At 71.7% G+C, this 23346-nt stretch carries 24 protein-coding genes; 15 read left to right on the forward strand and 9 right to left on the reverse strand.

Annotated features, from left to right (window positions below):
* The first annotated feature begins 39 nt into the window (after positions 1-39).
* The gene (locus HEP85_RS13130) at positions 40-816 is read left to right on the forward strand and encodes a potassium channel family protein (protein ID WP_168527944.1); all 777 of its coding nucleotides are present in this window, start codon (positions 40-42) and stop codon (positions 814-816) included.
* Positions 817-1007: 191 nt separating this feature from the next.
* Here HEP85_RS13130 and HEP85_RS13135 read toward each other — a convergent pair whose 3' ends face one another.
* Positions 1008-2630, reverse strand: a complete 1623-nt coding sequence (locus HEP85_RS13135) for an MFS transporter (RefSeq protein ID WP_168527945.1) — start codon at positions 2628-2630, stop codon at positions 1008-1010.
* Between the two features lie 111 nt (positions 2631-2741).
* Between HEP85_RS13135 and HEP85_RS13140 the strand changes: the two genes are divergently transcribed.
* From HEP85_RS13140 to HEP85_RS13150, 3 genes are all read left to right on the forward strand, one after another.
* Complete coding sequence (locus HEP85_RS13140) at positions 2742-3401, forward strand: TetR family transcriptional regulator (RefSeq protein ID WP_168527946.1); 660 nt, start codon at positions 2742-2744, stop codon at positions 3399-3401.
* 131 nt (positions 3402-3532) lie between these two features.
* Positions 3533-4750 carry an alpha/beta hydrolase gene (locus HEP85_RS13145; RefSeq protein WP_168527947.1) on the forward strand — a complete coding sequence of 406 codons (1218 nt, stop codon included), beginning with the start codon at positions 3533-3535 and terminating at the stop codon, positions 4748-4750.
* Positions 4751-4817: 67 nt separating this feature from the next.
* Positions 4818-5672, forward strand: a complete 855-nt coding sequence (locus tag HEP85_RS13150) for a DUF4429 domain-containing protein (RefSeq protein WP_168527948.1) — start codon at positions 4818-4820, stop codon at positions 5670-5672.
* Between the two features lie 23 nt (positions 5673-5695).
* Here the strand turns inward: HEP85_RS13150 and HEP85_RS13155 are convergent, their stop codons facing one another.
* On the reverse strand, positions 5696-6712 hold the full coding sequence (locus HEP85_RS13155) for an aldo/keto reductase (RefSeq protein ID WP_168527949.1): 1017 nt from the start codon (positions 6710-6712) through the stop codon (positions 5696-5698).
* Complete coding sequence (locus tag HEP85_RS13160) at positions 6709-7191, reverse strand: MerR family transcriptional regulator (RefSeq protein WP_168527950.1); 483 nt, start codon at positions 7189-7191, stop codon at positions 6709-6711. The genes HEP85_RS13155 and HEP85_RS13160 overlap by 4 nt, the downstream gene beginning before the upstream one ends.
* A gap of 110 nt (positions 7192-7301) precedes the next feature.
* Here HEP85_RS13160 and HEP85_RS13165 point away from each other — a divergent pair, with 110 nt between their 5' ends.
* Entirely contained in the window at positions 7302-7772 is a 471-nt protein-coding gene (locus tag HEP85_RS13165) for a GNAT family N-acetyltransferase (RefSeq protein ID WP_168527951.1), read from the forward strand.
* Between the two features lie 19 nt (positions 7773-7791).
* A complete protein-coding gene (locus HEP85_RS13170; RefSeq protein ID WP_168527952.1) occupies positions 7792-8613 on the forward strand; it encodes a serine hydrolase in 822 nt (273 codons plus the stop codon).
* Between the two features lie 96 nt (positions 8614-8709).
* Here the strand turns inward: HEP85_RS13170 and HEP85_RS13175 are convergent, their stop codons facing one another.
* Entirely contained in the window at positions 8710-9372 is a 663-nt protein-coding gene (locus HEP85_RS13175) for a pirin family protein (RefSeq protein ID WP_168533582.1), read from the reverse strand.
* Between the two features lie 135 nt (positions 9373-9507).
* Here HEP85_RS13175 and fasR point away from each other — a divergent pair, with 135 nt between their 5' ends.
* From fasR to fabF, 5 genes are all read left to right on the forward strand, one after another.
* Positions 9508-10713, forward strand: a complete 1206-nt coding sequence (gene fasR / locus HEP85_RS13180; RefSeq protein ID WP_168527953.1) for a fatty acid biosynthesis transcriptional regulator FasR — start codon at positions 9508-9510, stop codon at positions 10711-10713.
* An 89-nt stretch (positions 10714-10802) separates the two neighbouring features.
* Complete coding sequence (locus HEP85_RS13185) at positions 10803-11726, forward strand: ACP S-malonyltransferase (RefSeq protein WP_168527954.1); 924 nt, start codon at positions 10803-10805, stop codon at positions 11724-11726.
* Positions 11727-11742: 16 nt separating this feature from the next.
* The gene (locus HEP85_RS13190; protein ID WP_168527955.1) at positions 11743-12774 is read left to right on the forward strand and encodes a ketoacyl-ACP synthase III; all 1032 of its coding nucleotides are present in this window, start codon (positions 11743-11745) and stop codon (positions 12772-12774) included.
* A gap of 72 nt (positions 12775-12846) precedes the next feature.
* On the forward strand, positions 12847-13095 hold the full coding sequence (locus tag HEP85_RS13195) for an acyl carrier protein (RefSeq protein ID WP_148013808.1): 249 nt from the start codon (positions 12847-12849) through the stop codon (positions 13093-13095).
* 100 nt (positions 13096-13195) lie between these two features.
* Entirely contained in the window at positions 13196-14467 is a 1272-nt protein-coding gene (gene fabF / locus HEP85_RS13200; protein ID WP_168527956.1) for a beta-ketoacyl-ACP synthase II, read from the forward strand.
* A 160-nt stretch (positions 14468-14627) separates the two neighbouring features.
* Here the strand turns inward: fabF and HEP85_RS13205 are convergent, their stop codons facing one another.
* Positions 14628-15122 carry a DUF3145 domain-containing protein gene (locus tag HEP85_RS13205; RefSeq protein ID WP_153290778.1) on the reverse strand — a complete coding sequence of 165 codons (495 nt, stop codon included), beginning with the start codon at positions 15120-15122 and terminating at the stop codon, positions 14628-14630.
* 243 nt (positions 15123-15365) lie between these two features.
* Between HEP85_RS13205 and HEP85_RS13210 the strand changes: the two genes are divergently transcribed.
* Positions 15366-16265: an SGNH/GDSL hydrolase family protein gene (locus tag HEP85_RS13210; RefSeq protein WP_168527957.1), complete on the forward strand. Its 900-nt coding sequence runs from the start codon at positions 15366-15368 to the stop codon at positions 16263-16265.
* A gap of 120 nt (positions 16266-16385) precedes the next feature.
* Positions 16386-17363 carry an aldose epimerase family protein gene (locus tag HEP85_RS13215; RefSeq protein ID WP_168527958.1) on the forward strand — a complete coding sequence of 326 codons (978 nt, stop codon included), beginning with the start codon at positions 16386-16388 and terminating at the stop codon, positions 17361-17363.
* Positions 17364-17438: 75 nt separating this feature from the next.
* On the opposite strand, the gene HEP85_RS13220 is transcribed toward HEP85_RS13215, so the two are convergent.
* Positions 17439-19928 carry a glycoside hydrolase family 3 protein gene (locus tag HEP85_RS13220; RefSeq protein WP_168527959.1) on the reverse strand — a complete coding sequence of 830 codons (2490 nt, stop codon included), beginning with the start codon at positions 19926-19928 and terminating at the stop codon, positions 17439-17441.
* A 180-nt stretch (positions 19929-20108) separates the two neighbouring features.
* On the opposite strand from HEP85_RS13220, the gene HEP85_RS13225 reads away from it, so the two are divergent.
* Positions 20109-20684 (forward strand): TetR/AcrR family transcriptional regulator, encoded by a 576-nt coding sequence (locus tag HEP85_RS13225; protein WP_168533584.1) that lies wholly within the window; start codon positions 20109-20111, stop codon positions 20682-20684.
* 63 nt (positions 20685-20747) lie between these two features.
* On the opposite strand, the gene HEP85_RS13230 is transcribed toward HEP85_RS13225, so the two are convergent.
* Genes HEP85_RS13230 through HEP85_RS13240 form a run of 3 tightly spaced genes read right to left on the reverse strand, consistent with a single transcriptional unit; the run spans position 20748 to position 22335 of the window.
* Positions 20748-21086 carry a YrdB family protein gene (locus HEP85_RS13230; protein ID WP_168527960.1) on the reverse strand — a complete coding sequence of 113 codons (339 nt, stop codon included), beginning with the start codon at positions 21084-21086 and terminating at the stop codon, positions 20748-20750.
* Between the two features lie 25 nt (positions 21087-21111).
* The gene (locus HEP85_RS13235) at positions 21112-21510 is read right to left on the reverse strand and encodes a RidA family protein (RefSeq protein WP_168527961.1); all 399 of its coding nucleotides are present in this window, start codon (positions 21508-21510) and stop codon (positions 21112-21114) included.
* A 9-nt stretch (positions 21511-21519) separates the two neighbouring features.
* On the reverse strand, positions 21520-22335 hold the full coding sequence (locus tag HEP85_RS13240; RefSeq protein WP_168527962.1) for an NAD(P)-dependent oxidoreductase: 816 nt from the start codon (positions 22333-22335) through the stop codon (positions 21520-21522).
* Positions 22336-22393: 58 nt separating this feature from the next.
* On the opposite strand from HEP85_RS13240, the gene HEP85_RS13245 reads away from it, so the two are divergent.
* Complete coding sequence (locus tag HEP85_RS13245) at positions 22394-23317, forward strand: LysR family transcriptional regulator (protein ID WP_248001911.1); 924 nt, start codon at positions 22394-22396, stop codon at positions 23315-23317.
* Positions 23318-23346 lie beyond the last annotated feature (29 nt).

Consider the following 23346-nt stretch of genomic DNA (forward strand, 5'->3'; position numbering starts at 1 on the left):
GCTCCGCCGCCCCTCCGTCTTTCTTCCTACGATGCGGGTATGAAAGAGCTATCGGCACAGGACCGTTGGGAGCAGCGCACGCAACGGCCCCTGCTGGCGCTCGCGGTGGCGTTCGCCCTGGCCTACGCCGTGCCGATCGTGGACAGTGACGCCTCTCCCGCCGTGGCGGTGGCGTGCACGGCGGTGGAGTGGACGGTGTGGGGGTCCTTCGCCGTCGACTACCTCGTACGGCTCCTGCTCGTCCGGCGCCGGGGGGAGTTCGTCCGGACGCACTGGCTGGACCTGTGCGCGGTGATCCTGCCGATCCTTCAGCCGCTGCGGCTGCTGCGGCTGGTCGCCACGCTGACCCTGGTCGGGCGGCGGGCCCGGATGGCCTCGCAGATCCAGCTGACGACCTATGTCGGGGGCGCGGTGATCGGGCTGCTCATGTTCGGTTCGCTCGCGGTGCTGTCGGTGGAGCGGGAGTCTCCGAACGGGAACATCAAGACGCTGGGTGACGCGGTGTGGTGGTCGTTCACGACGATGACGACGGTGGGGTACGGGGACCACGCGCCGACCACGGGGATGGGCCGTATCCTCGCGGTCGGTCTGATGCTCTCCGGTATCGCCCTGCTCGGTGTCGTCACCGCCAACATCGCGGCGTGGTTCATCTCGCGCTTCGAGAAGGACGACGTGGAGGAGCGCCGGCAGACGGCGGCGATCGAGGCGCTGACGGAGGAGGTGCGGGCGCTTCGCGCGGAGGTCGCCGCGCTGTCGGGCGTCCGGGAGATCGTCCTGCCCCCCGCGCCCGGGGTGGCGGAGGAGCACGCGCGCTGACGGACGCGGCCGCGGGGCCGTCCGTCTCGGAACTGCGGGCGCGCTGCCCCCCTCCGACAGCGCGCCGCAGATCCGTTCGCCCCCGTGTTCGTGCGGAGGGCGTGACCCACTGTGACCTGCGGCGCGTGCCGAACGGGTGGGATCTTGAGCGGTATCACCCGGAAGGGTGAAACCGGGCTGGAATGCGCCGGTCAGATGTGACCGGCACCCGCGCCCGCGGCGTCCGCGTTCTCGCCCCTCTTGGTGAGCAGCGCGACGAAGACCGCGACCACGGCCACCACGGCCGCGACCAGGCAGGCCAGGCTCATGCCGGAGACGAACGTGTCGTGGGCGACGGTCGTGATCTTGGCCGCGAGTTCGGGCGGGGTGCCCTTGGCCACCGGTGCGGCGCCGACCTGGACGGCCTGCGAGGCCTGGTCGAGCTGGGCCGGGGTGAGCGGCGGAAGCTTGGCGTCGGCCCAGTTGCCCGCGAGGTCGCCGTCGACCTTGGAGGCCATCACGGCGCCCAGGACCGCCGTGCCGAGGCTGCCGCCGATCTGCATCGCGGCCTGCTGGAGACCGCCGGCGACACCGGAGAGCTCCATCGGCGCGTTGCCCACGATGACCTCGGTGGCGCCGACCATGACCGGGGCGAGCCCGAGGCCGAGACCGGCGAACCAGAGCGACATGACCGCGCCGCTGGTGCCCGTGTCCAGCGTGGACATGCCGTACATGGAGATCGCGGTGAGGGCCATGCCGCCCGCCAGGGGGATGCGCGGGCCCGTCTTGGTGATCAGGGCGCCGGCCAGCGGGGAGCCCACGATCATCATTCCGGTGAGCGGGAGCAGGTGCAGCCCGGCGTCGACCGGGCTCATGCCGTGCACGTTCTGCAGGTAGAAGGTGACGAAGAACAGGCCGCCCAGGAAGGCGATGGCCATCAGCACCATGAGGACCACGCCCGCCGACAGCGGTACGGAGCGGAACAGGCCCAGCGGGATGAGCGGCTCCGCGACCCGCGTCTCCCAGAGGGCGAAGAGCGCGAAACCGAGCACCGAGGCGCCCAGGAAGGTCCAGGTGAGGCCGGCGCCCCAGCCCCAGGCCGGGGCCTTGATGAGCGCCCAGACCAGGCAGAACATCGCGCCGGAGAGCAGGGCGATGCCGGGGATGTCGAAGGAGCGCGGGGCGTTCTGCGCGCGGTGGTCGGTCAGGATCAGCAGGCCGAGGACCAGCGCGGCGACACCGACCGGGACGTTGATGAAGAAGACCGACTGCCAGCTCACGTGCTGGACCAGCAGGCCGCCGAGGATCGGGCCGCCCGCGGTGGAGGCGCCGATGACCATGCCCCAGATACCGATCGCCATGTTCAGCTTCTCGGCCGGGAAGGTGGCCCGCAGCAGGCCGAGGGCGGCCGGCATGAGCAGCGCGCCGAACAGGCCCTGGAAGACACGGAAGGTGACCACCAGGGCGATACTGTCGGACAGGCCGATGGCCCCGGAGGCCGCGGCGAAGCCGACCACACCGATCAGGAAGGTCTGGCGGTGCCCGAAGCGGTCGCCGAGCTTGCCCGCGGTGATCAGGGTGACCGCGAGCGCGAGGAAGTACCCGTTGGTGATCCACTGGACGTCCGCGAAGCTCGCGCCCAGGTCCTTCTGGATGGCCGGGTTGGCGATGGCGACGATGGTGCCGTCCAGGGCGACCATCATGACGCCGACGGCGACGGTGAACAGGGTGAACCACGGGTGGCCGCGCAGCCCGGAGGCCCCCGGCGGATCCGACGGGGCGAGTGGCGTCCTGTCCCCGGACCCCGTCGTGTCGATGGTGGTCTGACTAGTCATGCGTCGAGGCTAGTGACAGCCGCTGACAATTGACAAACCAATTCACAAGTCGGTAACTGTCACGTCACTCACGAGTACGCTGAGCTGGACGGGAGAACGGAAGAGGACCCCATGGACACGACCCCCGTCACACAGATGGCGCCGCGTCCGGGCCTGCGCGAGCGCAAGAAGCAGCGCACCCGGGACGCGCTGCTGCGGGCCGCCCTCGAACTGTTCGTCACCCAGGGCTACGAACGCACGACCGTGGACGAGATCGCCGAGGCCGTCGACGTCTCGCAGCGCACCTTCTTCCGCTACTTCGCGGGCAAGGAGGACGTCGCCCTGTTCACCCAGGGCATCGCCGAGTCGCGCTTCCTCGCCGCCGTCCGTGAACGCCCGCCCCACGAAGCCCCGTTGGAGACACTCCGCGGTGCCGTGCTGGAGGGCTGGGACACCATCAGCGAGGCGGTCGAGGCGGTGGTCCCGATCGAACTGCACATGCGCGCCCACCGGTTGATCGAGGCGACGCCCGCGCTGCTCGCCGCCCATCTGCGCCGTTCCGCCGAGCTGGAGGACGAGATCGCCCGGGTGATCGCCGAGCGCGAGGGGCTCGACGTGGACACGGATCCGAGACCGCGGGTCGCGGTGGCCGTCTTCTGCGGAGTGATGCGGGTGACGCACCGGATGTGGGGCGCGGGCGAGGACGACAGTATCGAGGCGATCCGCGCGCTGACCGTCACACATCTCGACCAGCTGGGGCCCGCATTGGCGGAGAAGTGGCGCACGGAATGAGCAACTCCGCGCACACAACGTCACTATTTATCTGAAACTGAACCCGCTTTGCCCCAATTACCCCGCCAGAAACGTGATCCCCACCACTCGTTTAACGGGAGGCACCCCTCTTCTCCTAGGGTGTCCTCTCAGTGACTTCCTTCGACACATCTCCCCAACTGAACGTCTGGCGCGCGTTGCTCGCGCTGGCCGTGGTTTTCGTGATGCTGACCACCAGTGGCTGGACAGCGGTCCACAGCCATCGGGGGGCAACCCCCCTCCAGGCGTCCCGCTCCGCGTGGCAGCACGGCCGGGTCGCCGGACAGGCTCTCCCGGACCCCGACTCCGCACCGGGCCGCCTGTCCCGCTTCTTCGCCTCGCTCGACGCCCGCCAGCGCGGCCGGCTGGCGCACCGCTACCCGCTCGCGGTCGGCAACATGAACGGCGCGCCCGTACGGCTGCGCTACACGGCCAACCGCATCGCCATCGGGCAGCAGCGCGGGATCGAGCTCGGGCGCATGCACGACAACCGGCTCTCGTCCCTCGGGCACCAGGAGGCCGGCCGCCGCATGCACCGCTACGAGGCGATGCTGCACAAGGGCCGCACCTTCCTCGCCTTCGATCCCATGGGCTCGGGCCGGGTCGCCGAGGTCTTCGGCAACCTCGACAGGGCCCAGCGGATCTCCGTCGTGGTACCCGGCGTCGACACCGACCTGCTCACCTTCCAGCGCACCAACAAGAAGTACTCGGCACCGGTCGGCATGGCGACCTCCCTCTACGGGGCGGAGCGCGCGGCGAGCCCCCGGACGCGTACGGCCGTGATCGCCTGGGCCGACTACACCGCACCCAGCGGACTCGGCATGGACGCGGCCACCGGCGTCCGCGCGCAGGAAGGCGCGGTCCGGCTGAACGCGCTGCTGCGCGCGCTGCCCGGCAAGGCCCCCGTCGCCCTGTACTGCCACAGCTACGGCTCGGTGCTGTGCGGTGTCGCCGCTCACACGCTGCCCTCCCGGGTCTCCGACATAGCGGTCGCGGGCAGTCCCGGCATGCGGGCCGACAAGGCCTCGGCGCTGCACACCTCCGCCCGCGTCTGGGCGATGCGGGACTCCGACGACTGGATCCAGGACGTCCCGTACCTCGAGTTCGGCGGCCTCGGACACGGCGCCGACCCGGTGTCGAAGGCGTTCGGCGCGCGGGTGCTGTCCGCCCGGGACGCGAAGGGCCACGGCGGATATTTCGAGCCCGGTACGGAGAGCCTGCGCAACTTCGCCGACATCGGCGTTGGCGCATACGACTCGGTATCGTGCGCGCACGACGACGACGTCTGCCGGCAGGACCTGCCCGCCACCTCCGCGGCGGGACGCGCGTAGAGGACCGAAGAAGTGCGGCCCGCCCGGGGAGGGGACTCCGGCGGGCGCGCCGCTTACGATGGCCCTCATGGGTGACGTACTGGCCGGATTTCATGCCGCCTGGGAGTTCGAGTCCGACTCCGTGCTCATCCGCTTCGAGCGGGGGAGCCGTACACCGAAGCTGTTCCAGGCGCTCGGCGAACGCCGGGTCCCCCTGGAGGCGATCGAGGCGGTCACACTGGCGCCGGGCAGGCGCGGCACGGTCGTGCTGCACGCCGTCCCGAGGGCGGGCGCCGATCCGCTGATGGACGCGGCCGCCGGGCAGCTCAAGGAGGGGTGCGACCCCTATCGGCTGGTGCTGCCCTCCGACCGGGAGACCCTCGCCGAGTACTACGCGGACGAACTGCGCGCCCGGCTGGCCGACGACGCCGGACCCCCCGAGCGCTACCTGGTCGCGGCACCCGAGGCGCCGCTGCGTTTCAAGGCGTACGACGGGAGGGCGGCCTTCGACGGCACCTCGGTGTCCTTCCGCTGGTTCTGGACCGGCGCGTCCTCCGCCAAGTGGAAGGCCGGCGACCAGAGTTTCCCGGTCGCCGGACTGAGCGGCGTCGAGTGGCGCTCCCCCGAGGTCTTCGAGGGGCATCTGCGGCTGCTGCGCCGCGAGCCCGCCGCCGCGCAGCCCGCCCAGGCCGACCAGGATCCGGCCGCCGTCGTCTTCGGACTCGGTTACGGGCCCGTCCACGAGTCGCTCCCGTTCGCGGCCTCGGTGCTCGCCGCCGTACGGGCCTCGGGCCCGGCACCGGTGGCCGTGGTCCCCGCTCCCCGCCGCGACCCGGCCGACATCGCCGACCGCATCCGTCACCTCGGCGAGCTGCACGAGGCGGGACTGGTCACGGACGAGGAGTTCACGAGGAAGAAGGCGGAGCTGCTGGCGGAGCTGTGAGACGCGCCGGCGCCGCCGCCCTCCTACTCCCGCCCCGCCGACGAGAACGACATGTCCGCGTACCGCTCCCCCGCCACCTTCGAGGCGATCGGTTCCAGCAGCGCCATCTCCTCGTCGCCGAGAACGATCCGCGTGGCCGCCGCGTTCTCCTCGACCCGGCCGCGCCGCCGCGTCCCCGGAATCGGCACCGCCGCAACCCCGTACGACGCGGCCTGCCGCTGTACCCAGGCCAGCGCGATTTGGCCGAGCGAGGCGCCGTGCGCCCCGGCTATCTCGCGTACCGGTTCCAGCAGGGCCGCGTTGACGGCAGCGTTGTCGCCGGTGAAGCGGGGCTGCTGCCGGCGGAAGTCGGTGGCGGTGAGGTCCGTGTCGGCGTTGGCGAACGATCCGGTCAGGAAACCGCGGCCGAGCGGCGAGTACGGGACGAGCGCCACGCCCAGCTCCCCCGCCGCCGGAACCACGCCCGCCTCGATGTCCCGGCTGAACAGCGACCACTCCGACTGCACGGCCGTGATCGGGTGCACGGCCTGCGCGGCGCGCAGCTCCCCGCCGGTGACCTCACTGAGCCCGAGGTGCTTGACCTTGCCCTCGCGCACCAGCTCGGACATGACCCCGACGGTCTCCTCGATGGGGATCTTCACGTCACGGCGGTGCATGTAGTAGAGGTCGATCACGTCGACGTCCAGCCGCTTCAGGCTCGCCTCGACGGCCTGGCGGATGTACGGGGCGTCGTTGCGGACGACCCGCGTCGTCGGGTTGTCCGGCGGGATCGACAGGGCGAACTTCGTCGCGATGACGAGCTCGTCGCGGTGCGCCTTGAAGAACGGCGACAGGAACCTCTCGTTCTCGCCCTGGCCGTAGGCGTCCGCGGTGTCGAAGAGCGTGACGCCGAGTTCCAGCGCCCGCTCCAGGGTGGCCCGCGCCTCGTCGGCGTCGGTGGGCCCGTACGCGAAGCTCATCCCCATGCAGCCCAGGCCTTGTGCCCCGACCTCGGGGCCGTCGGCGCCGAGCCGTACCTTCGCGATCTTGCTGTCCGTCATCGGGACCTCTCCGACGCCAGGGGCCGCCCGGCGTCCGCATAGAAACTGATCTTGTGGTCGAGGACGGCCAGGGTGTCCTGGAGCTCGGCGATCCGCGCCTTCACGTCCCGGCGGGTGGCCTCCAGCAGCTCGAAGCGCTGGAGGTAGGTGTCGTCGCCCTCCCGCACCAGTTCCGCGTACCGCACCATGTCGGCGACCGGCATACCGGTGAGCCGGAGCTTGCCGACCAGGCTCAGCCAGTCCAGGTCGCGGTTGCTGTACCGGCGCTGTCCGGTGTGCGAGCGGTCGATGTGCGGCATGAGACCGATCCGCTCGTACCAGCGCAGGGTGTGCGCGGACAGGCCGGTGAAGGCGACGACCTCGCTGATCGTGTAGCTGTCCTGGCCGTCCGGGCGCCGGTGCCGCTCGGGAGGCGCCGCGCACACATCGGTCCTGGTGCCGGTCTCGGCGGCCTCGGCCGTGGTCTCCATCACCGTCATGACCTCCACGCTAAAACCTTGGAGTGCACTCCAAGCAAGCGGTATCCGGTAAAAGGCGGCCGCCGCGAAACGGAGGACGTCCGCGGGGCGCGCTGGCTACCGTGCGGATCATGACTCTCGTACGCCGTGCCCTGCCCGAGGACGCACCGGAAGTGCTCCGCCTGCGCCAGATCATGCTCGACTCGGTCTTCACCACCGACGGCTCCACGGAGTGGCACGCAGGGTCGCTCCCGACGATACGCGGCAGGCTGGCCCGCCCCGAGGGCGACTTCGCGGCCTTCGTCGTCGACCACCCCGGCCGGCCGGGCGCGCTGGCCGCGCTCGTCGCCGGGACCATCGAGTACCGGATCGGGCGGCCCGGCAATCCGCGGGGCGCGGTCGGTCACGTCTTCAGCGTCGCCACCGACCCCGACGCGCGGCGCCGGGGGTACGCGCGGGCCTGCATGGAGACGCTGCTCGACTGGTTCCGCGAGCGGGACGTGCCCCAGGTCGACCTCAACGCCTCCGCCGAGGCCGAGCCGCTGTACGCGTCCCTCGGGTTCGTACGCAAGCCGGACCCCTCGATGCGGCTTCGGCTGTGAGCCGCTTAGGCTCGTACCCATGTCCCTGCGCAGCCTGGCGTTGATCGAGAACTGGCCCGTCCCCACGGCCGCGGCGGCCGTCGTCCGCGCGGACGGCACGGTGACGGGGTCGCACGGTCCGGTCGACCACCGCTTCCCCCTCGCCTCGGTCACCAAGCCGCTCGCCGCGTACGCCGCGCTCGTCGCGTACGAGGAGGGGGCCATCGATCTCGACGAGCCGGCGGGTCCGCCCGGTGCGACGGTCCGTCACCTCCTCGCGCACACCTCGGGGCTCGCGTACGACGAGCACCGGGTGACGTCCCCGCCCGGGGAGCGGCGGCTGTACTCCAACGCCGGGTTCGAGGTGCTCGGGGACCACATCGCCAAGGCGACGGACATCTCCTTCCCCGAATACCTGCGGCAGGCGGTGCTGGAGCCGCTGGGCATGACGGGGACGTCGCTGAACGGCTCGCCCGCGAAGGACGGGGTGTCGACGGTGGCGGACCTCGTGCGGTTCGCCGCGGAGGTCCAGGCGCCACGGCTTCTCGATCCGCGGACGATGGCGGACGCGATGACCGTGCAGTACCCCGGTACGAAGGGGGTGCTGCCGGGATACGGCCACCAGAACCCCAACGACTGGGGGCTCGGTTTCGAGATCCGTGACTCCAAGTCCCCGCACTGGACGGGTGCCTCGTCCTCGCCCCGCACCTTCGGCCACTTCGGGCAGACCGGTACGTTCCTGTGGATCGACCCGGTGGTGGGCGCCGCGTGCGTCGCCCTCACGGACCGGGCGTTCGGGCCATGGGCGGCGGAGGCGTGGACGCCGTTCACGGACGCGGTTCTCTCCGAGCTGCGGGGCTGACCCGTTTCGGGACACAGAGGGTGGTGCTTCGGGTGCGGGTGAGTGGGGGCCGGTCGCAGCCGAAGGACCACCGCACGAAATCCGGGGCCGCGGGTCTCAGCGCGAGGCCGTCATCTCCCACAGCAACAGCTCCGCCGGAGCCGTCGCCACCGCCTCGAGATCCTTCGCGTCCGTGATCCGGGCCGCGTCCCCCGGGCCCAGCTCCCCGCCGTCCAGACGCACCTCGCCCCGCACGGCGTGGACGTACACGAACGGCGCGTCCGGAAGCGCCGTCCGCTCCCCCACCGCCAGCCGCCGCACATGCAGCATCGCCTCCGCCTCCGGGACCGCGTACGGCGTGGAGTCCGCGATGCCGTGGACGACCTCGTAGGACGGAACGCCACCGGGCGCGGCCGGGGCCAGCCACATCTGTACGAACACCAGCGGACCCGGCCCGTCGTTGCGCTCGACGTGCCGGATGCCGGCCGCCGCGCTCAGCCGCTGTACGTCCCCGGCCCGCACCAGCGACTCGTGACCGGCCGAATCCCGGTGGGTCAGCTCCCCCTCCACCACCCACGTGACGATCTCGGTGTGGCTGTGCGGGTGCTCGTCGAATCCCGCACCGGGCGCGAGCCGTTCCTCGTTGCAGGCGATCACCGCGCCGAAGCGGAGGTTGTCCGGGTCGTAGTGCGGGCCGAAGGAGAAGGCGTGCAGCGAGGAGATCCCGGCCGCCGGGTCCCCTCCTCGGTAGCGCTCGTCAGCGCGCCGTACCTCGATCACATCCGCCACATCCGCCACATCCGACAGCGCCGTACGTCCGTCACGTCTCCCACCGTAGCCCCGCTCCTCTCCCTCCCGGCCCCGATGGGAGACCCGCCGCCGCACAGCTCCGTCCTGATAAGGCAGTCTTGTCCCGTGCCCGAACCCGAACGCAGCAACCCCGAGCGCCCAGCGCACGACATCCACACGCACTCCGCGACCCTGAAGCGGCTGGAGAAGTCGTCCGGAAGTCTCGCCGCCCAGGCCATCGCGCGGATGGACGAGACGCTGCCGTGGTACCGGGCCATGCCACCGGAGAACCGTTCCTGGATCGGGCTCGTCGCCCAGGCCGGTATCGCCGCGTTCACCGAGTGGTTCCGGCGTCCCGACGCGCCCCAGGCCATCTCCACCGACGTGTTCGGCACCGCCCCCCGCGAGCTGACCAGGGCCATCACCCTGCGCCAGACCGTCGAGATGGTGCGGACGACGATCGAGGTGATGGAGAGTGCCATCGACGAGGTGGCCGCTCCCGGCGACGAGTCGGTGCTGCGCGAGGCCCTCCTCGTCTACGCCCGTGAGATCGCCTTCGCCACCGCCCAGGTCTACGCGCAGGCCGCCGAGGCACGCGGTGCCTGGGACGCCCGGCTGGAGTCCCTGGTCGTGAACGCCGTGCTCTCCGGCGAGGCGGACGAGGGCGCCGTCTCCCGCGCCGCCGCTCTCGGCTGGAATTCCCCCGAACACGTCTGCGTGGTGCTGGGTACGGCGCCCGACGGTGACAGCGAGCTGACCGTCGAGGCCATCCGGCGGGCGGCCCGGCACGCCAAGCTGCAGGTGCTGACCGGGGTGCTCGGGGACCGGCTCGTGGTGATCGCGGGCGGCAGCGACAACCCGCTCGCGGTGGCCAAGTCGCTGATCGGCCCGTACGCCGCCGGGGCCGTCGTCGCCGGGCCGATCGTGCCCGACCTGCTCGCCGCGACCCGCTCCGCGCAGGCCGCCGCGGCCGGCCTGAAGGCGTGTTTCGCCTGGCAGGACGCCCCGCGCCCGGTCCTCGCCGACGATCTGCTGCCGGAGCGCGCGATCGCCGGAGATCCCTCGGCCCGTGAGCAACTGGTGGAGGAGATCTACAGACCACTGGAGGAAGCCGGCTCCGCGCTCCTCGAAACCCTCAGTGTCTATCTGGAACAGGCGAGCAGCCTCGAAGGCGCGGCCCGAATGCTCTTCGTTCACCCCAACACCGTGCGCTACCGGCTACGACGTGTGACTGACGTCACCGGTTGGTCACCCTCGGATGTACGATCCGCCTTCACACTGCGGATCGCGCTCATCCTGGGGCGTCTGGCCGATGGAGATCTCCAGACGTAGGCATTTGTCGGAGCCCTACAATTCCCCTTCGTGTTCTTCGTCCCTGTCCCCACGGGCGGCCGTGGCCGTCCACAAGAGAGAGTGTGAGAGTGCTCGTACTCGTCGCTCCCGGCCAGGGCGCCCAGACGCCCGGCTTCCTGACCCCCTGGCTCGATCTCCCCGGTGCCGCCGACCGCCTCGCCGCGTGGTCGGACGCCATCGGTCTCGACCTTGCCCACTACGGCACGCAGGCCGACGCGGACGCGATCCGGGACACGGCTGTCGCTCAGCCGCTCCTGGTCGCCGCCGGACTCCTCTCCGCCGCGGCACTCGGCGACGTCCGCGACCTCGCGCCCGGCGCCGTCGCGGGGCACAGCGTCGGTGAGATCACCGCCGCCGCGTTCGCGGGGGTGCTCGACGACACCGCCGCGCTGACGCTCGTACGCACCCGGGGCCTGGCGATGGCCGAGGCCGCCGCCGTCACGCGGACCGGTATGTCGGCGCTGCTCGGTGGAGACCCCGAGACGACCGTCCCGCACCTGGAGAAGCTCGGCCTGACCCCCGCCAACGTGAACGGCGCGGGCCAGATCGTGGCCGCGGGCACGCTGGAGCAGCTGGCCGCGCTGGAGGCGGACAAGCCCGACGGCGTACGCCGGGTGGTGGCCCTGAAGGTCGCCGGCGCGTTCCACACGCACCACATGGCACCCGCCGTCGAGGCGCTCGCGCAGGCCGCGGAGGACCTCAGCCCCGCGGACCCGCGGGTCACGTACGTCTCCAACAAGGACGGCCAGGCCGTCAAGTCCGGCGCCGACGTCCTGAAGCGGCTGGTCGGCCAGGTGGCCAACCCGGTCCGCTGGGACCTGTGCATGGAGACCTTCCAGGAGCTCGGCGCGACCGCGCTGATCGAGGTGTGCCCGGGTGGCACGCTCACCGGCCTCGCCAAGCGCGCGCTGCCGGGTGTGAAGACCCTGGCGCTGAAGACCCCAGACGACCTCGACGCGGCTCGCGAGCTCCTCGCCGAGCACAGCGCCTGACAAGGAGCCCGAGAGCATGTCGAAGATCAAGCCCAGCAAGGGCGCCCCGTACGCACGGATCCTGGGCGTGGGCGGCTACCGTCCCGTCCGGGTCGTGCCCAACGAGGTGATCCTCGAGACGATCGACTCCTCCGACGAGTGGATCCGCTCGCGTTCCGGCATCGAGACCCGGCACTGGGCCTCCGACGAGGAGACCGTCGCCGCGATGTCGATCGAGGCGTCCGGCAAGGCCATCGCCAACGCCGGGATCGACGCGGACCAGATCGGCGCCGTGGTCGTCTCCACCGTGTCCCACTTCAGCCAGACCCCGGCCATCGCCACCGAGATCGCCGACAAGCTCGGTACGAACAAGGCCGCCGCCTTCGACATCTCGGCCGGCTGCGCGGGCTTCGGCTACGGACTGACCCTGGCCAAGGGCATGGTCGTCGAGGGTTCGGCGGAGTACGTCCTGGTCATCGGCGTGGAGCGGCTGTCCGACCTCACCGACCTGGAGGACCGTGCGACGGCCTTCCTGTTCGGCGACGGCGCGGGCGCGGTCGTCGTGGGCCCCTCCCAGGAGCCGCACATCGGCCCCACGGTGTGGGGCAGTGAGGGCGACAAGGCCGGCACCATCAAGCAGACCGTCCCGTGGGACCGTTTCCACATCGGCGACGTCTCGACGCTCCCGCTCGACTCCAAGGGCGAGATCAAGTTCCCTGCGATCACGCAGGAGGGCCAGGCGGTCTTCCGCTGGGCCGTGTTCGAGATGGCGAAGGTCGCCCAGCAGGCGCTGGACGCGGCCGGGATCAGCCCGGACGACCTGGATGTCTTCATTCCCCACCAGGCCAACGAGCGGATCATCGACTCGATGGTGAAGACGCTGAAACTGCCGGCGCACGTCACGGTCGCCCGGGACGTACGCACCACCGGCAACACCTCGGCCGCCTCGATTCCGCTCGCGATGGAGCGGCTTCTGGCGACCGGTGAGGCGAAGAGCGGCGACACCGCGCTCGTCATCGGATTCGGGGCGGGTCTCGTGTACGCCGCCACGGTCGTTACCCTCCCCTAGGCACACCGTTCCGGACCACTCCGGCCGGAGTACCGCCACACCAACTGGATACATACCGAAGGAGCGCCTGACATGGCCGCCACTCAGGAAGAGATCGTCGAAGGTCTCGCCGAGATCGTGAACGAGATCGCCGGGATCCCCACCGAGGACGTCCAGCTGGACAAGTCCTTCACCGACGACCTGGACGTCGACTCGCTGTCCATGGTCGAGGTCGTCGTCGCCGCCGAAGAGCGCTTCGACGTCAAGATCCCGGACGACGACGTCAAGAACCTCAAGACCGTCGGCGACGCGACCGACTACATCCTCAAGAACCAGGCCTGATCCGCGGACCGGGCCCGGCCCGGTCCATCGATCAGTCCGTTGCCCCGCCACCCGGCGGTGGCGCCGCTGAATCCTCGTATCCGTTGGAGAAAGAATTCCCGTGAGCTCGACCAATCGCACCGTGGTCGTCACCGGTATCGGCGCAACCACACCGCTGGGTGGCGACGTAGCCTCTACCTGGGAGGGCCTCGTCGCCGGTAAGTCCGGTGTCCGCCCCCTGGAGCAGGAATGGGCCGCCGAACAGGCGGTCCGTATCGCGGCGCAGATCGCCGTGGAACCGGGCGAGGTCATCCCCCGCCCGCAGGCCCGCCGTCTGGACCGCTCGGCGCAGTTCGCGCTGATCGCGGCCAAGGAGGCCTGGGCGGACGCCGGCTTCACCGACCGGGCCGGCGACGACCCGGCCATCGACCCGGACCGCCTCGGCACCGTCATCGCCTCCGGCATCGGCGGCGTGACCACCCTGCTCGACCAGTACGACGTGCTGAAGGAGAAGGGCGTCCGCCGCGTCTCCCCGCACACCGTCCCCATGCTCATGCCGAACGGCCCGTCGGCCAACGTGGGCCTGCTCGTGGGCGCCCGCGCCGGCGTGCACACCCCGGTCTCCGCCTGCGCCTCGGGCGCCGAGGCGATCGGCTACGCCATCGAGATGATCCGCACCGGCCGCGCCGACGTCGTCGTCGCCGGCGGTACCGAGGCGGCCATCCACCCGCTGCCCATCGCCGCCTTCGGCAACATGATGGCGATGTCGAAGAACAACGACGACCCGCAGGGTGCCTCACGGCCCTACGACGTCGCTCGCGACGGCTTCGTGCTGGGCGAGGGCGCCGGCGTCCTGATCCTGGAGTCCGCCGAGCACGCCGCCGAGCGCGGTGCCCGGGTCTACGCCGAGGCGGTCGGCCAGGGCATCTCCGCCGACGGCCACGACATCGTGCAGCCGGAGCCGGAGGGCCGCGGCATCTCGCGCGCCCTGCAGAACCTGCTGGACAACACCGACCTCGACCCGGCCGAGATCGTGCACGTGAACGCGCACGCGACCTCGACGCCCGCCGGTGACGTGGCGGAACTGAAGGCGCTGCGCAAGGTCTTCGGTGACGACGCCGACCACATGGCGGTCTCCGCGACCAAGTCGATGACCGGTCACCTCCTCGGTGGTGCCGGGGGTGTGGAGTCGGTGGCGTCGGTGCTGGCTCTGTACAACCGGATCGCTCCGCCGACCATCAACGTCGACAACCTCGACCCCGAGGCCGAGGCGAACGCCGACATCGTGCGCGGGGAGGCTCGCAAGCTGCCCGTCGAGGGCCGCATCGCCGCGCTGAACGACTCGTTCGGGTTCGGCGGGCACAACGTGGTGCTGGCGTTCCGGACGATCTGAAGCCGGCCGTAGGTGCACTGAACCGGCGTGTGGCCCGGACTCCCTGTCGGAGTCCGGGCCACATCCGTGTGTGCGTCCTGTTCGTCGGGTGCGGGGTCGTGGAGGCCGGGCACGCGGTTCCCCGCGCCCCTAAAGGCTTTCCGTCACGCCCGTCATCAGGTCAGACCACCTGGTGGAGCCAGCGGACCGGGGCGCCCTCGCCCGCGTACCGGAAGGGTTCCAGTTCGTCGTCCCAGGGCTTGCCCAGGAGCTTGGCGAGGTCGGCCTCCAGGTCGGTCTCGCCGCGCTGGGAGCGCAGGAGCGCGGCGCGCAGCCGGTCCTCGGGGATCAGGATGTCGCCGTGGATCCCGGTGACGGCGTGGAAGATGCCGAGCTCGGGGGTGCAGCTGTAGCGCTCGCCCTCGGCCGTGGCGCAGGGCTCGGCGGTCACCTCGAAGCGCAGCATCTGCCAGCCGCGCAGCGCGGAGGCGAGTTTGGAGGCGGTGCCCACCTCGCCCTTCCAGGAGAACTCGGATCTCCAGGTGCCCGGCGCCGCGGGCTGCCGGATCCAGTCGAGGTTGACGCGCGTACCGAGCACACCCGCGACCGCCCACTCGACGTGCGGGCACAACGCGCGGGGCGCGGAGTGCACGTAGAGAACTCCACGTGTCGTCACTGGGGCCTCCGGGCAGAGCGAGACATCTTGTAACTTAGCGGAACGGCAGTGGCAGGGCGGCCACGTGGCGAGGCTACCGTGCGGTGGCGCAAGGAGTGTGACGTACCGTCGGTCCCAGCGCCCAGAAACATTGAGGTTTCACCCAAGGGGACGCGGTGCGACCGACCCTGTACTGCGCGGTGTCGGCCAACCGTGTCGGTCAGGTGCTGACCGATTATGTTCAACGAACGAGGGGACCAGGGGATGCGCATCCGTAGCCACCGTCCGCGCGCCGTCCTCGCCCTGGTGGCGGCGGCCCTGCTGGGTGTGGCCGGGTGCGACGCCTCGGGTGACGGCTCCTCCGCTCCGCACGGCGCGGTCGAGGGCCGGCCGTCCCCGAAGCCGTCCCCCCTCTGGAACCGCAGTCCCCACTCCGTGGCCGCCGTCGGGGACTCCATCACCCGTGGCTTCGACGCCTGCACCGTGCTGTCCGACTGTCCCGAGGTCTCCTGGGCGACCGGCAGCGACACCGGGGTCCGCAGCCTGGCCGTGCGGCTGCTCGGGCCGGAGGGGGCCGCCGAGCGCAGCTGGAACTACGCGGTGACCGGTGCGCGGGTGGCGGACCTGCCGGAGCAGATGGCGCGGGCCGTCGCCGAGAAGCCGGAGCTGGTGACCGTGATGGTGGGCGCCAACGACGCCTGCCGCTCGTCGGTCTCGGCGATGACCTCGGTCGCCCGCTTCCGCGCCGCGTTCCAGGACGCGATGAGCACCCTGCGCGACGAGCTGCCGAAGACCCAGGTGTACGTGTCGAGCGTGCCGGATCTGAAGCGGCTGTGGTCCGAGGGGCGCGGCAACCCGCTGGGCAAGCAGATCTGGAAACTGGGCATCTGTCCCTCGATGCTGGCCGACGCGGACTCCCTGGGCTCGCGTGCGGCGCTGCGGCGGGCGAAGGTGCAGGACCGGGTGGAGCAGTACAACAAGGTTCTCGGGGACGTGTGCGCCAAGGACCGGCGCTGCCGTTTCGACGGGGGCGCGGTCTTCGGCTTCCGCTTCGGCACGGACCAGCTGAGCCACTGGGACTGGTTCCACCCGAGCAGGGACGGTCAGGCCCGGCTCGCGGAGCTGGCCTACCGGGTGGTGACGGCCCGGCAGCCGATGGCATAGGGCGTGTTGCGAAAGTCCCGTCTGCCTCGCGACGCCTGGCACGCCCTCCGGGCGGACGACGGGACTTTCGCCCCACGCCCTGGGCGAGGGGGCACAGGTCATTGGCCTAGGCTTCCGATCATGGACAGCGAACTCTTCGGCACCCTTCCCGACGGCACCCCGGTCCACCGCTGGACGCTGGAGCGTGCCGGGGTGCGGGTGCGGATCCTGACGTACGGCGGGATCGTCCAGTCGGTCGAGATCCCCGACCGGGACGGGCACCGCGCGGACGTGGTGCTGGGCTTCCCCGGCCTCGACGGGTACCTCGCCCACCCGGACCCGTACCTCGGGGCGCTGGTCGGGCGGTACGCCAACCGGATCGCCGGCGGCCGCTTCCCGCTCGACGGTCTCACCTACAGCCTCGCGCAGAACAACGCCCCCAACTCCCTGCACGGCGGGGATCGCGGTTTCGACAAGCGGGTGTGGGACGTGGAACCGGTCGGACACGGGCTGCGGCTCACCCGGGTCTCCCCGCACGGCGAGGAGGGCTTCCCGGGCCGTCTGGAGGTCACGGCGACGTACGGACTGGACGCGGCGGGCGCGCTGCGCATCGCGTACGAGGCGGTCACCGACGCGCCGACCGTGGTGAACCTGACGAACCACTCGTACTGGAACCTGGCAGGTTCGGGGAACGCCGGCGGTCACGAACTCCGGCTGTCCGCGTCACGGTTCACGCCGGTGGACGCGGATCTCATTCCCACCGGGGTGCTGGAGTCCGTGGACGGCACGCGCTTCGACTTCCGGACGGCGCGGAAGGCCGGCGGGGGGTACGACCACAACTTCGTGCTGGACAAGGGGACGACGGCGAGCGCGGTCGAGGTCGCCGAGCTCCACGACCCCTCCTCCGGGCGGGTGCTGACGGTCGCGACCACCGAGCCCGGCCTCCAGCTCTACACCGCGGACCACCTGGGCGACCCGTTCGCGCCCGGCGACGGGATCGCGCTGGAGACGCAGCACTTCCCCGACTCCCCGAACCGGCCGGAGTTCCCGAGCACGCGGCTGCGGCCGGGGGACACGTACCGCTCGGAGACGGTGTACGGGTTCGGGATGCGCTCCTAGAGGTCCGGGAACCGACGAGCCCCGGTCCGGATGTCAGGTTCCGGACCGGGGCTACTCGGGGGGGGCTGTCCCGGATCAGACGTTAATCGTCGCCACGACCCGGCGGTCGGTGATCGAGCGGCCTGCGGCAACCTCGTACGAACCCTTCACAAACGCCCACGTGCCGGCGTCCTCGTCCCAGACCTCGAAGGCGCGGCGGGGGATGCCGAGCACGGCCTCGGCGGTCTCACCCGGACCCGCCCCGACTCCGGCGAAGGCGGCGAGCCTGCGGACCGGGCGCTCGCTGTCCGCCTCGACCGGCGTCAGATAGAGCTGGACGACCTCGCGGCCGGAGCGCGCGCCGGAGTTGCGGACGCGGACCGTGACCGTCGCGGCGCTGTCACCGTCGCCGTCGGAAGGTTCGATCGACTCGTACGCCCAGTCGGTGTAGCCGAGGCCGTGCCCGAAGGGGTACGCGGGGGTTTTGCCGTCCCTCTCCCAGGCCCGGTAGCCGATGAAGGCGCCCTCGGTGTACGGGAGTTCGCCGTCGACGGGCACCACCTGGGTGACCGGGGCGTCCGCGAGCGGACCCCAGGTCGTGGGCAGCCGGCCGCCGGGCTCGTGCGCGCCCGTGAGGACGTCCGCGAGGGCGCTGCCGCCCTCCTGGCCGGGGAACCAGGTGAGCAGCACGGCGGCGACCTCCTCGCGCCACGGGAGTTCCACCGGTGAGCCGGAGTTGACGATCACGACGGTGTTCGGGTTGGCGGCGGCGACGGCGTGCACCAGGTCGTCCTGGCGCCCGGGGAGCCGGAGGTCCCCGCGGTCGAAGCCCTCGGACTCGACACGTTCGGTGGTGGCGACCACGACGACGGCGGTGTCCGCGGCGCGGGCCGCCTCGACCGCCTCGGCGATCAGTTCGTCGGGGTCGCGCCGCGGTTCCTGGTGGACGAGGGAGAAGCCGACCATCCGCAGGGGCGCGCCCTCGGGCTGGACGACCACCTGGCGCAGGGACACCTCGTAGGTCTCTCCTGCGGTGAGATCGACCCGGGCGCGCTCCTCGGGGGCGCCGAAGAACGCCGTGAAGGGGCTGTCCTCCGTGGGGAGCTGGGTGCCCTCGAAGTGGACCGTGCCGTCGACGGTGAGCGTGAACGCGCCGAGGCCCTTGATGCCGAAGGTGTGCGTGCCGCTCACTCGCGGGGTGAAGGTGCCCCGCAGGTCCACGGTGTGGAGGGTGTCGTGGGTGACGCCTTCGGGGAGGTCGTTGCCCATCCACTGGAGGTGGCCGTTGGGCGCGGAGCCGCTGCCGATCAGCTCGCCGTCGCGGTCGCGGCATTCCGCGCGGAGTGTGAACCCCTTGTCGGCGACGGCGAGTTCCTGGTTCGGGTCGGCGCCGACCGCGTACGTCAGGCTGCCTTCGGGGAGTGCGGCGGTGAGACCGTCCAGGGGCGACACCACGTGGGCGGGGAAGACGGTGGCGGAGCCGCCGCCGAGGACCCTGGCGTCGCGGGCGGCGGCGCCGCTCAGCGCCACCGTGCCCGGCCGCAGCGGCAGCGTCGCGTTCTCGTTGCGTACGAGGACGAAGGAGCGGCGGGCGATCTCGCGGGCCAGGGCCTCGCCGTCCACCTGCTCCGGCAGCTCCGTGACCACCGGTTCGGCGCCCTCCAGGATGCCGACGCGGGCGGCGAGCCGCAGGACGTTGCGGACGGCCTCGTCGACCTTCGCCTCCTCGGTGCGGCCCGCGCGGACGGCGGCGGCGAGCGCGTCGCCGTACACGGTCTCGGGACCGGGCATGGCGACGTCGAGGCCACCCTCGATCGCCCCGACCGTCGAGCGGGCCGCCGTCCAGTCGGAGACGTTGAAGCCGTCGAAGCCCCACTCGCCGCGCAGGACCTCGTTCACGAGGTGGTGGTGCTCGGTCATCGTGGTGCCGTTGACCGAGTTGTAGGCGGTCATGATGCCCCAGGGGTGGGCGTTCTCGACGATGGCCTCGAAGGGGGCCAGATAGAGCTCACGCAGGGCGCGTGCGGAGACGAGGTTGTCCACCGTGAAACGGTCGGTCTCGGCATCGTTGGCCACGAAGTGCTTGACGGTGGTGCCGACGCCGCCGGACTGCACGCCCCGCACATAGCCGGCGCCGATCCGTCCGGTCAGGTACGGATCCTCGCTGTACGCCTCGAAGTGACGGCCGCCGAGCGGTGAGCGGTGCAGGTTGACCGTGGGCGCGAGCAGCACGTGGACATGCTTGCGGCGGGCCTCCTGGGCGAGGAGGACGCCCGCACGGTGGGCCAGTGCGGGGTCCCAGGTGGCGGCGAGCGCGGTCGGTGAGGGGAGGGCGATGGACGGGTCGTCGGCGGTCCAGCGCACGCCCCGCACGCCGATCGGACCGTCGGACATGACGAGGGAGCGCAGTCCGATCTCGGGGAGTCCGGGCAGCGACCACATGTCCTGCCCCGCGAGCAGCCGCGCCTTCGCGTCCAGGCCGAGCCTGCCCAGGGCCGCCTCGACGACCGTCTCGCGCTCCCGGTCCGCCGCGCTCCCGCCCCTGGTCCCGGTCCGGCTCTCCGCTGTCTCCGCTGCCTCCGTCACGGTGGCACCTCCTCGTTGAAGTCCGTGAAACCCGTGAAGCCCATGAATCCCGTGAAACCCGCACGGCTGTACGGCTGTACGGCTGTACGGCCGCGGGATCCGCCGGGCGTTCTCATCCTGCACCCGCGACCTGTAGAGCGGTAGGTTTCGTTGCCTTGCCGTGATATTCGGGGTGAGTGGATACCGTACGGTGACGCCATGACGAGCAGGACCAGGAGCGAGGAGCGGCGCGCGGAGATCGTGCGCGCGGCCCTGGAGGTGATCGCCGAACGCGGTTACCGGGGCGCGAGCATGGCCGCGGTCGCCGAGCGCGTGGGCCTCACCCAGCAGGGGCTGCTGCACTACTTCCCGACCAAGGACACCCTGCTGGTAGCGGTCCTCAAGGAACGTGACCAGTGGGACGCCGTGCCCGACAGCCAGTGGCGGCTGGACCTGCTGGCCTCGCTCGCCGACTACAACGCGATGCGGCCCGGCATCGTGCAGACCTTCTCGGCGCTGCTCGGCGAGAGCGTCACGGAGGGGCATCCGGCGCGCGAGTTCTTCACCCGGCGGTATGTCGCCGTGCGCGCGAGCATGGCGCAGGTGCTGCGCGCCGAGTACGGGGAACGGCTGCCGAGCGGGCTCACGCCGGAGCGCGCCGCCCCCCTGCTGGTGGCGGTGATGGACGGGCTCCAGTACCAGTGGCTGCTGGATCCGGAGTCGGTGGACATGCCGGCCGCGTTCCGGGACTTCCTGGTGCTGCTGGGCGAGGCCTGAGCCCCGGCCACGGACGGGTCGCCCACCGCCGACGCTCCACCGTCGTCGGCCCACCGCGTCGGCTCACTGGTGCCAGACGACCGCCAGTGCCTTGCTCACCACGCAGACGGCGCCGAGGGCGACGGCCCAGCCCGTGGCCCCGGCGAGGGCCGACGCGGCCACGCCCGCCCCGAACCAGAGCAGTTCGAAGCCGACGCGGACCGCGCCACGGGTCTTGTGGCGCGACTTCGGGGAACCGAAGAGCGCCCACAGAACGATCAGTACGGCCGGGGCCCCGATGCCGAGCAGCCAGGTCACCGGTGCCGCCGTGTCCCCGCTGAACCCCCAGTACCCGGCTGCCACGAGGACGGCGAGCTCCAGCAGGAACAGGACGCCCAGGTTCACCGCCTTGATGACCTTCATGCGCGGCAGTATCACCCGGAAGGAATCACTCCGGCCCCCGGGCGGCGGGGACGGCGGCCACGACCTCGATCTCGATGAGCGCCTCCGGCCTGAAGAGGCGGGACACCTCGAAGGTCATGCTGGTGGGCGGGGTGCCGGTGAGGTACCGGGCGCGTACGGCGCCGTACTCGGGGAGCCGGGTGATGTCCGTCAGGTACGTACGGATGTTGATGACGTCGGCGAGCGTGGCGCCGTGTGCCTTCAGCAGCGCGTCGATCGTCTCGAAGACACCCCGGCTCTGCTCGGCCAGGCCGACACCGTCGGCGACCTGACCGGAGAGGTACAACAGGGCCCCACCGCCCGCGAGTTCGACGCGGGCCACCTGGGAGTAGTAGCCGTTGGCGGGCTGGGGCGCGGCGGCCGGGTTGTCGAGTGTGATCCGCACGGAGTCTCCTCAGGCCGAATGCCGGCGGATGCGTTCGACGGCCTGTGCGATGTCCGCGCCGGCGACGGCGGGATCGGCCGCCGCCCGCTGATAGTGCTCCAGCACCGCCTCCATGGCGGGGAGCCGGGCGGTCTCCGTGGCGAGGGCGACGTCCTTCACCGCGAGCGAGGTACCGAAGTGCACGTCCTCGGCGAAGGCACGGCCGACGGCGCCGCCGAGCGGACCGCCCGCGAGCGAGGATCGCACGGTGTCCTCGTCGAGGCCGAGCGCGTCCGCGAGGACCATGGCCTCGGCGACGAGGGCGACCCCGCCGAGCACGGCGGTGTTGACGACGAGCTTGAGCGCGGCGCCCGAGCCGGACGGGCCGGTACGGGTGACGGTGCCGAGAGGGGCGAGCACCCGCTCGACGCCCGCCACGTCACCGCCCGCGAGAATGCCGAGCTGCCCCGCGGCCGCCTTGTCCGTGCTGCCCGCCACCGGCGCGTCGACGAGCCGCACGCCCTCCCCCAGCCGGGCGGCCAGCTCCTTCACCACGTCCGGGCCGACGGTCGACATCTCCACCCAGTACGTCCCCGGGCGCAGTCGCGGCACGACGGTGTCCGCGACCGCGAAGAGCGCGGCAGGGTCGGCGAGCATCGTGATCACCACATCGGCGTCCCGCACGGCCTCGCCCGGGGACGCGGCGAGCGTGGCCCCTGCGGCGACCAGCGGCTCCGCCTTCGCGGCGGTACGGTTCCAGACGGTCAACGGGTGCCCCGCGTCGAGGAGTCGGCGCGCCATCGCCGCGCCCATGTGACCGAGTCCGAGGAATGCGATCTTTTCCATGTCCCCGACGCTAGGCGCGCCCGGGTGATGCGGCAAGCGAATGTCTAGCATGGGTCCCATGCCCGACCCGCATGACGTACCCGGTCTCTCCACCACCTGGCTGCGAGTCTTCCTGGAGGTGGCCCGGCACGGTTCGTTCACCGTGGCCGCGCGGACCCTCGGCTGGACGCAGTCCGCGGTCTCCCGGCAGATCTCCTCGCTGGAGTCGGCGCTCGGCGGGGCCGCGCTCTTCGACCGGCTGCCCCGGGGCGTCCGGCTGACGGAGGCGGGACGGGTCCTCGTGCCGCACGCCGAGACGGTGGTCGAGCGGCTGCACGGCGCCGGACGCGAACTGGCGGAGCTGCGCGAGGCGGCGGGCGGCCGGCTCCGCTTCGGGGCCTTCGCCACGGCCGACGCGGCACTGGTGCCGCGCGCCATCGCCGCCTTCCGCGCCCACCGTCCGGGGGTACGGCTCAGCCGCGAGGAGGGACTGACCCCCGCGCTCCTGGACCGGCTGTCCGCGGGCCATCTGGACCTGGCGATCGTCTCGACGACGGGCCGCGCCCCCTTGGAGGCCTACGCCCTGCACCATCTCCTCGACGAGTCCCTGTACGTCGCCGTGCCCGCCGGTCACCCGCTCGCCGCCGAGACGTCGGTGCGGCTGCCCCAACTCGCCGACGCCGACTGGATATCCGGCTCCGCCCGCCCCGAGGGCACTCTTCTGGACGCGGCCCTGCGGCACGGCTTCCGTCCGCGCGTCGCGCATGTCGTGGCCGAGTGGACCGCCAAGCAGGGGTACGTCGCCGCCGGTCTCGGGGTGACCCTGGTCCCGGCGCTCGCCGCCGAGTCCGTGCGCCCGGACGTCGTCCTGCTTCCGGTGCGCGACGAGGGGGCGACGGCCCGCGCGGTGTACGCGGCGACGGTACGTGGCCGGTCCCCGGCACCGGCCACGGCGGCGTTCCTGGGCGCGCTGCGGGAGGCGGCGGCACGGATCCCCGTGTGACGGAGCTCCCCGTACGACCGTCGCACCGC

This window comes from Streptomyces sp. RPA4-2, from assembly GCF_012273515.2.
In the GTDB taxonomy this organism is placed as follows: Bacteria; Actinomycetota; Actinomycetes; order Streptomycetales; family Streptomycetaceae; genus Streptomyces; species Streptomyces kaempferi.

Coding starts and splice junctions, on each gene's coding strand:
- HEP85_RS13130 (WP_168527944.1), top strand. CDS start 40: ATGAAAGAGCTATCGGCACAGGACCGTTGGGAGCAGCGCACGCAACGG.
- HEP85_RS13135 (WP_168527945.1), bottom strand. CDS start 2,630: ATGACTAGTCAGACCACCATCGACACGACGGGGTCCGGGGACAGGACG.
- HEP85_RS13140 (WP_168527946.1), top strand. CDS start 2,742: ATGGACACGACCCCCGTCACACAGATGGCGCCGCGTCCGGGCCTGCGC.
- HEP85_RS13150 (WP_168527948.1), top strand. CDS start 4,818: ATGGGTGACGTACTGGCCGGATTTCATGCCGCCTGGGAGTTCGAGTCC.
- HEP85_RS13155 (WP_168527949.1), bottom strand. CDS start 6,712: ATGACGGACAGCAAGATCGCGAAGGTACGGCTCGGCGCCGACGGCCCC.
- HEP85_RS13160 (WP_168527950.1), bottom strand. CDS start 7,191: ATGACGGTGATGGAGACCACGGCCGAGGCCGCCGAGACCGGCACCAGG.
- HEP85_RS13165 (WP_168527951.1), top strand. CDS start 7,302: ATGACTCTCGTACGCCGTGCCCTGCCCGAGGACGCACCGGAAGTGCTC.
- HEP85_RS13170 (WP_168527952.1), top strand. CDS start 7,792: ATGTCCCTGCGCAGCCTGGCGTTGATCGAGAACTGGCCCGTCCCCACG.
- HEP85_RS13190 (WP_168527955.1), top strand. CDS start 11,743: ATGTCGAAGATCAAGCCCAGCAAGGGCGCCCCGTACGCACGGATCCTG.
- HEP85_RS13195 (WP_148013808.1), top strand. CDS start 12,847: ATGGCCGCCACTCAGGAAGAGATCGTCGAAGGTCTCGCCGAGATCGTG.
- HEP85_RS13210 (WP_168527957.1), top strand. CDS start 15,366: ATGCGCATCCGTAGCCACCGTCCGCGCGCCGTCCTCGCCCTGGTGGCG.
- HEP85_RS13215 (WP_168527958.1), top strand. CDS start 16,386: ATGGACAGCGAACTCTTCGGCACCCTTCCCGACGGCACCCCGGTCCAC.
- HEP85_RS13230 (WP_168527960.1), bottom strand. CDS start 21,086: ATGAAGGTCATCAAGGCGGTGAACCTGGGCGTCCTGTTCCTGCTGGAG.
- HEP85_RS13240 (WP_168527962.1), bottom strand. CDS start 22,335: ATGGAAAAGATCGCATTCCTCGGACTCGGTCACATGGGCGCGGCGATG.
- HEP85_RS13245 (WP_248001911.1), top strand. CDS start 22,394: ATGCCCGACCCGCATGACGTACCCGGTCTCTCCACCACCTGGCTGCGA.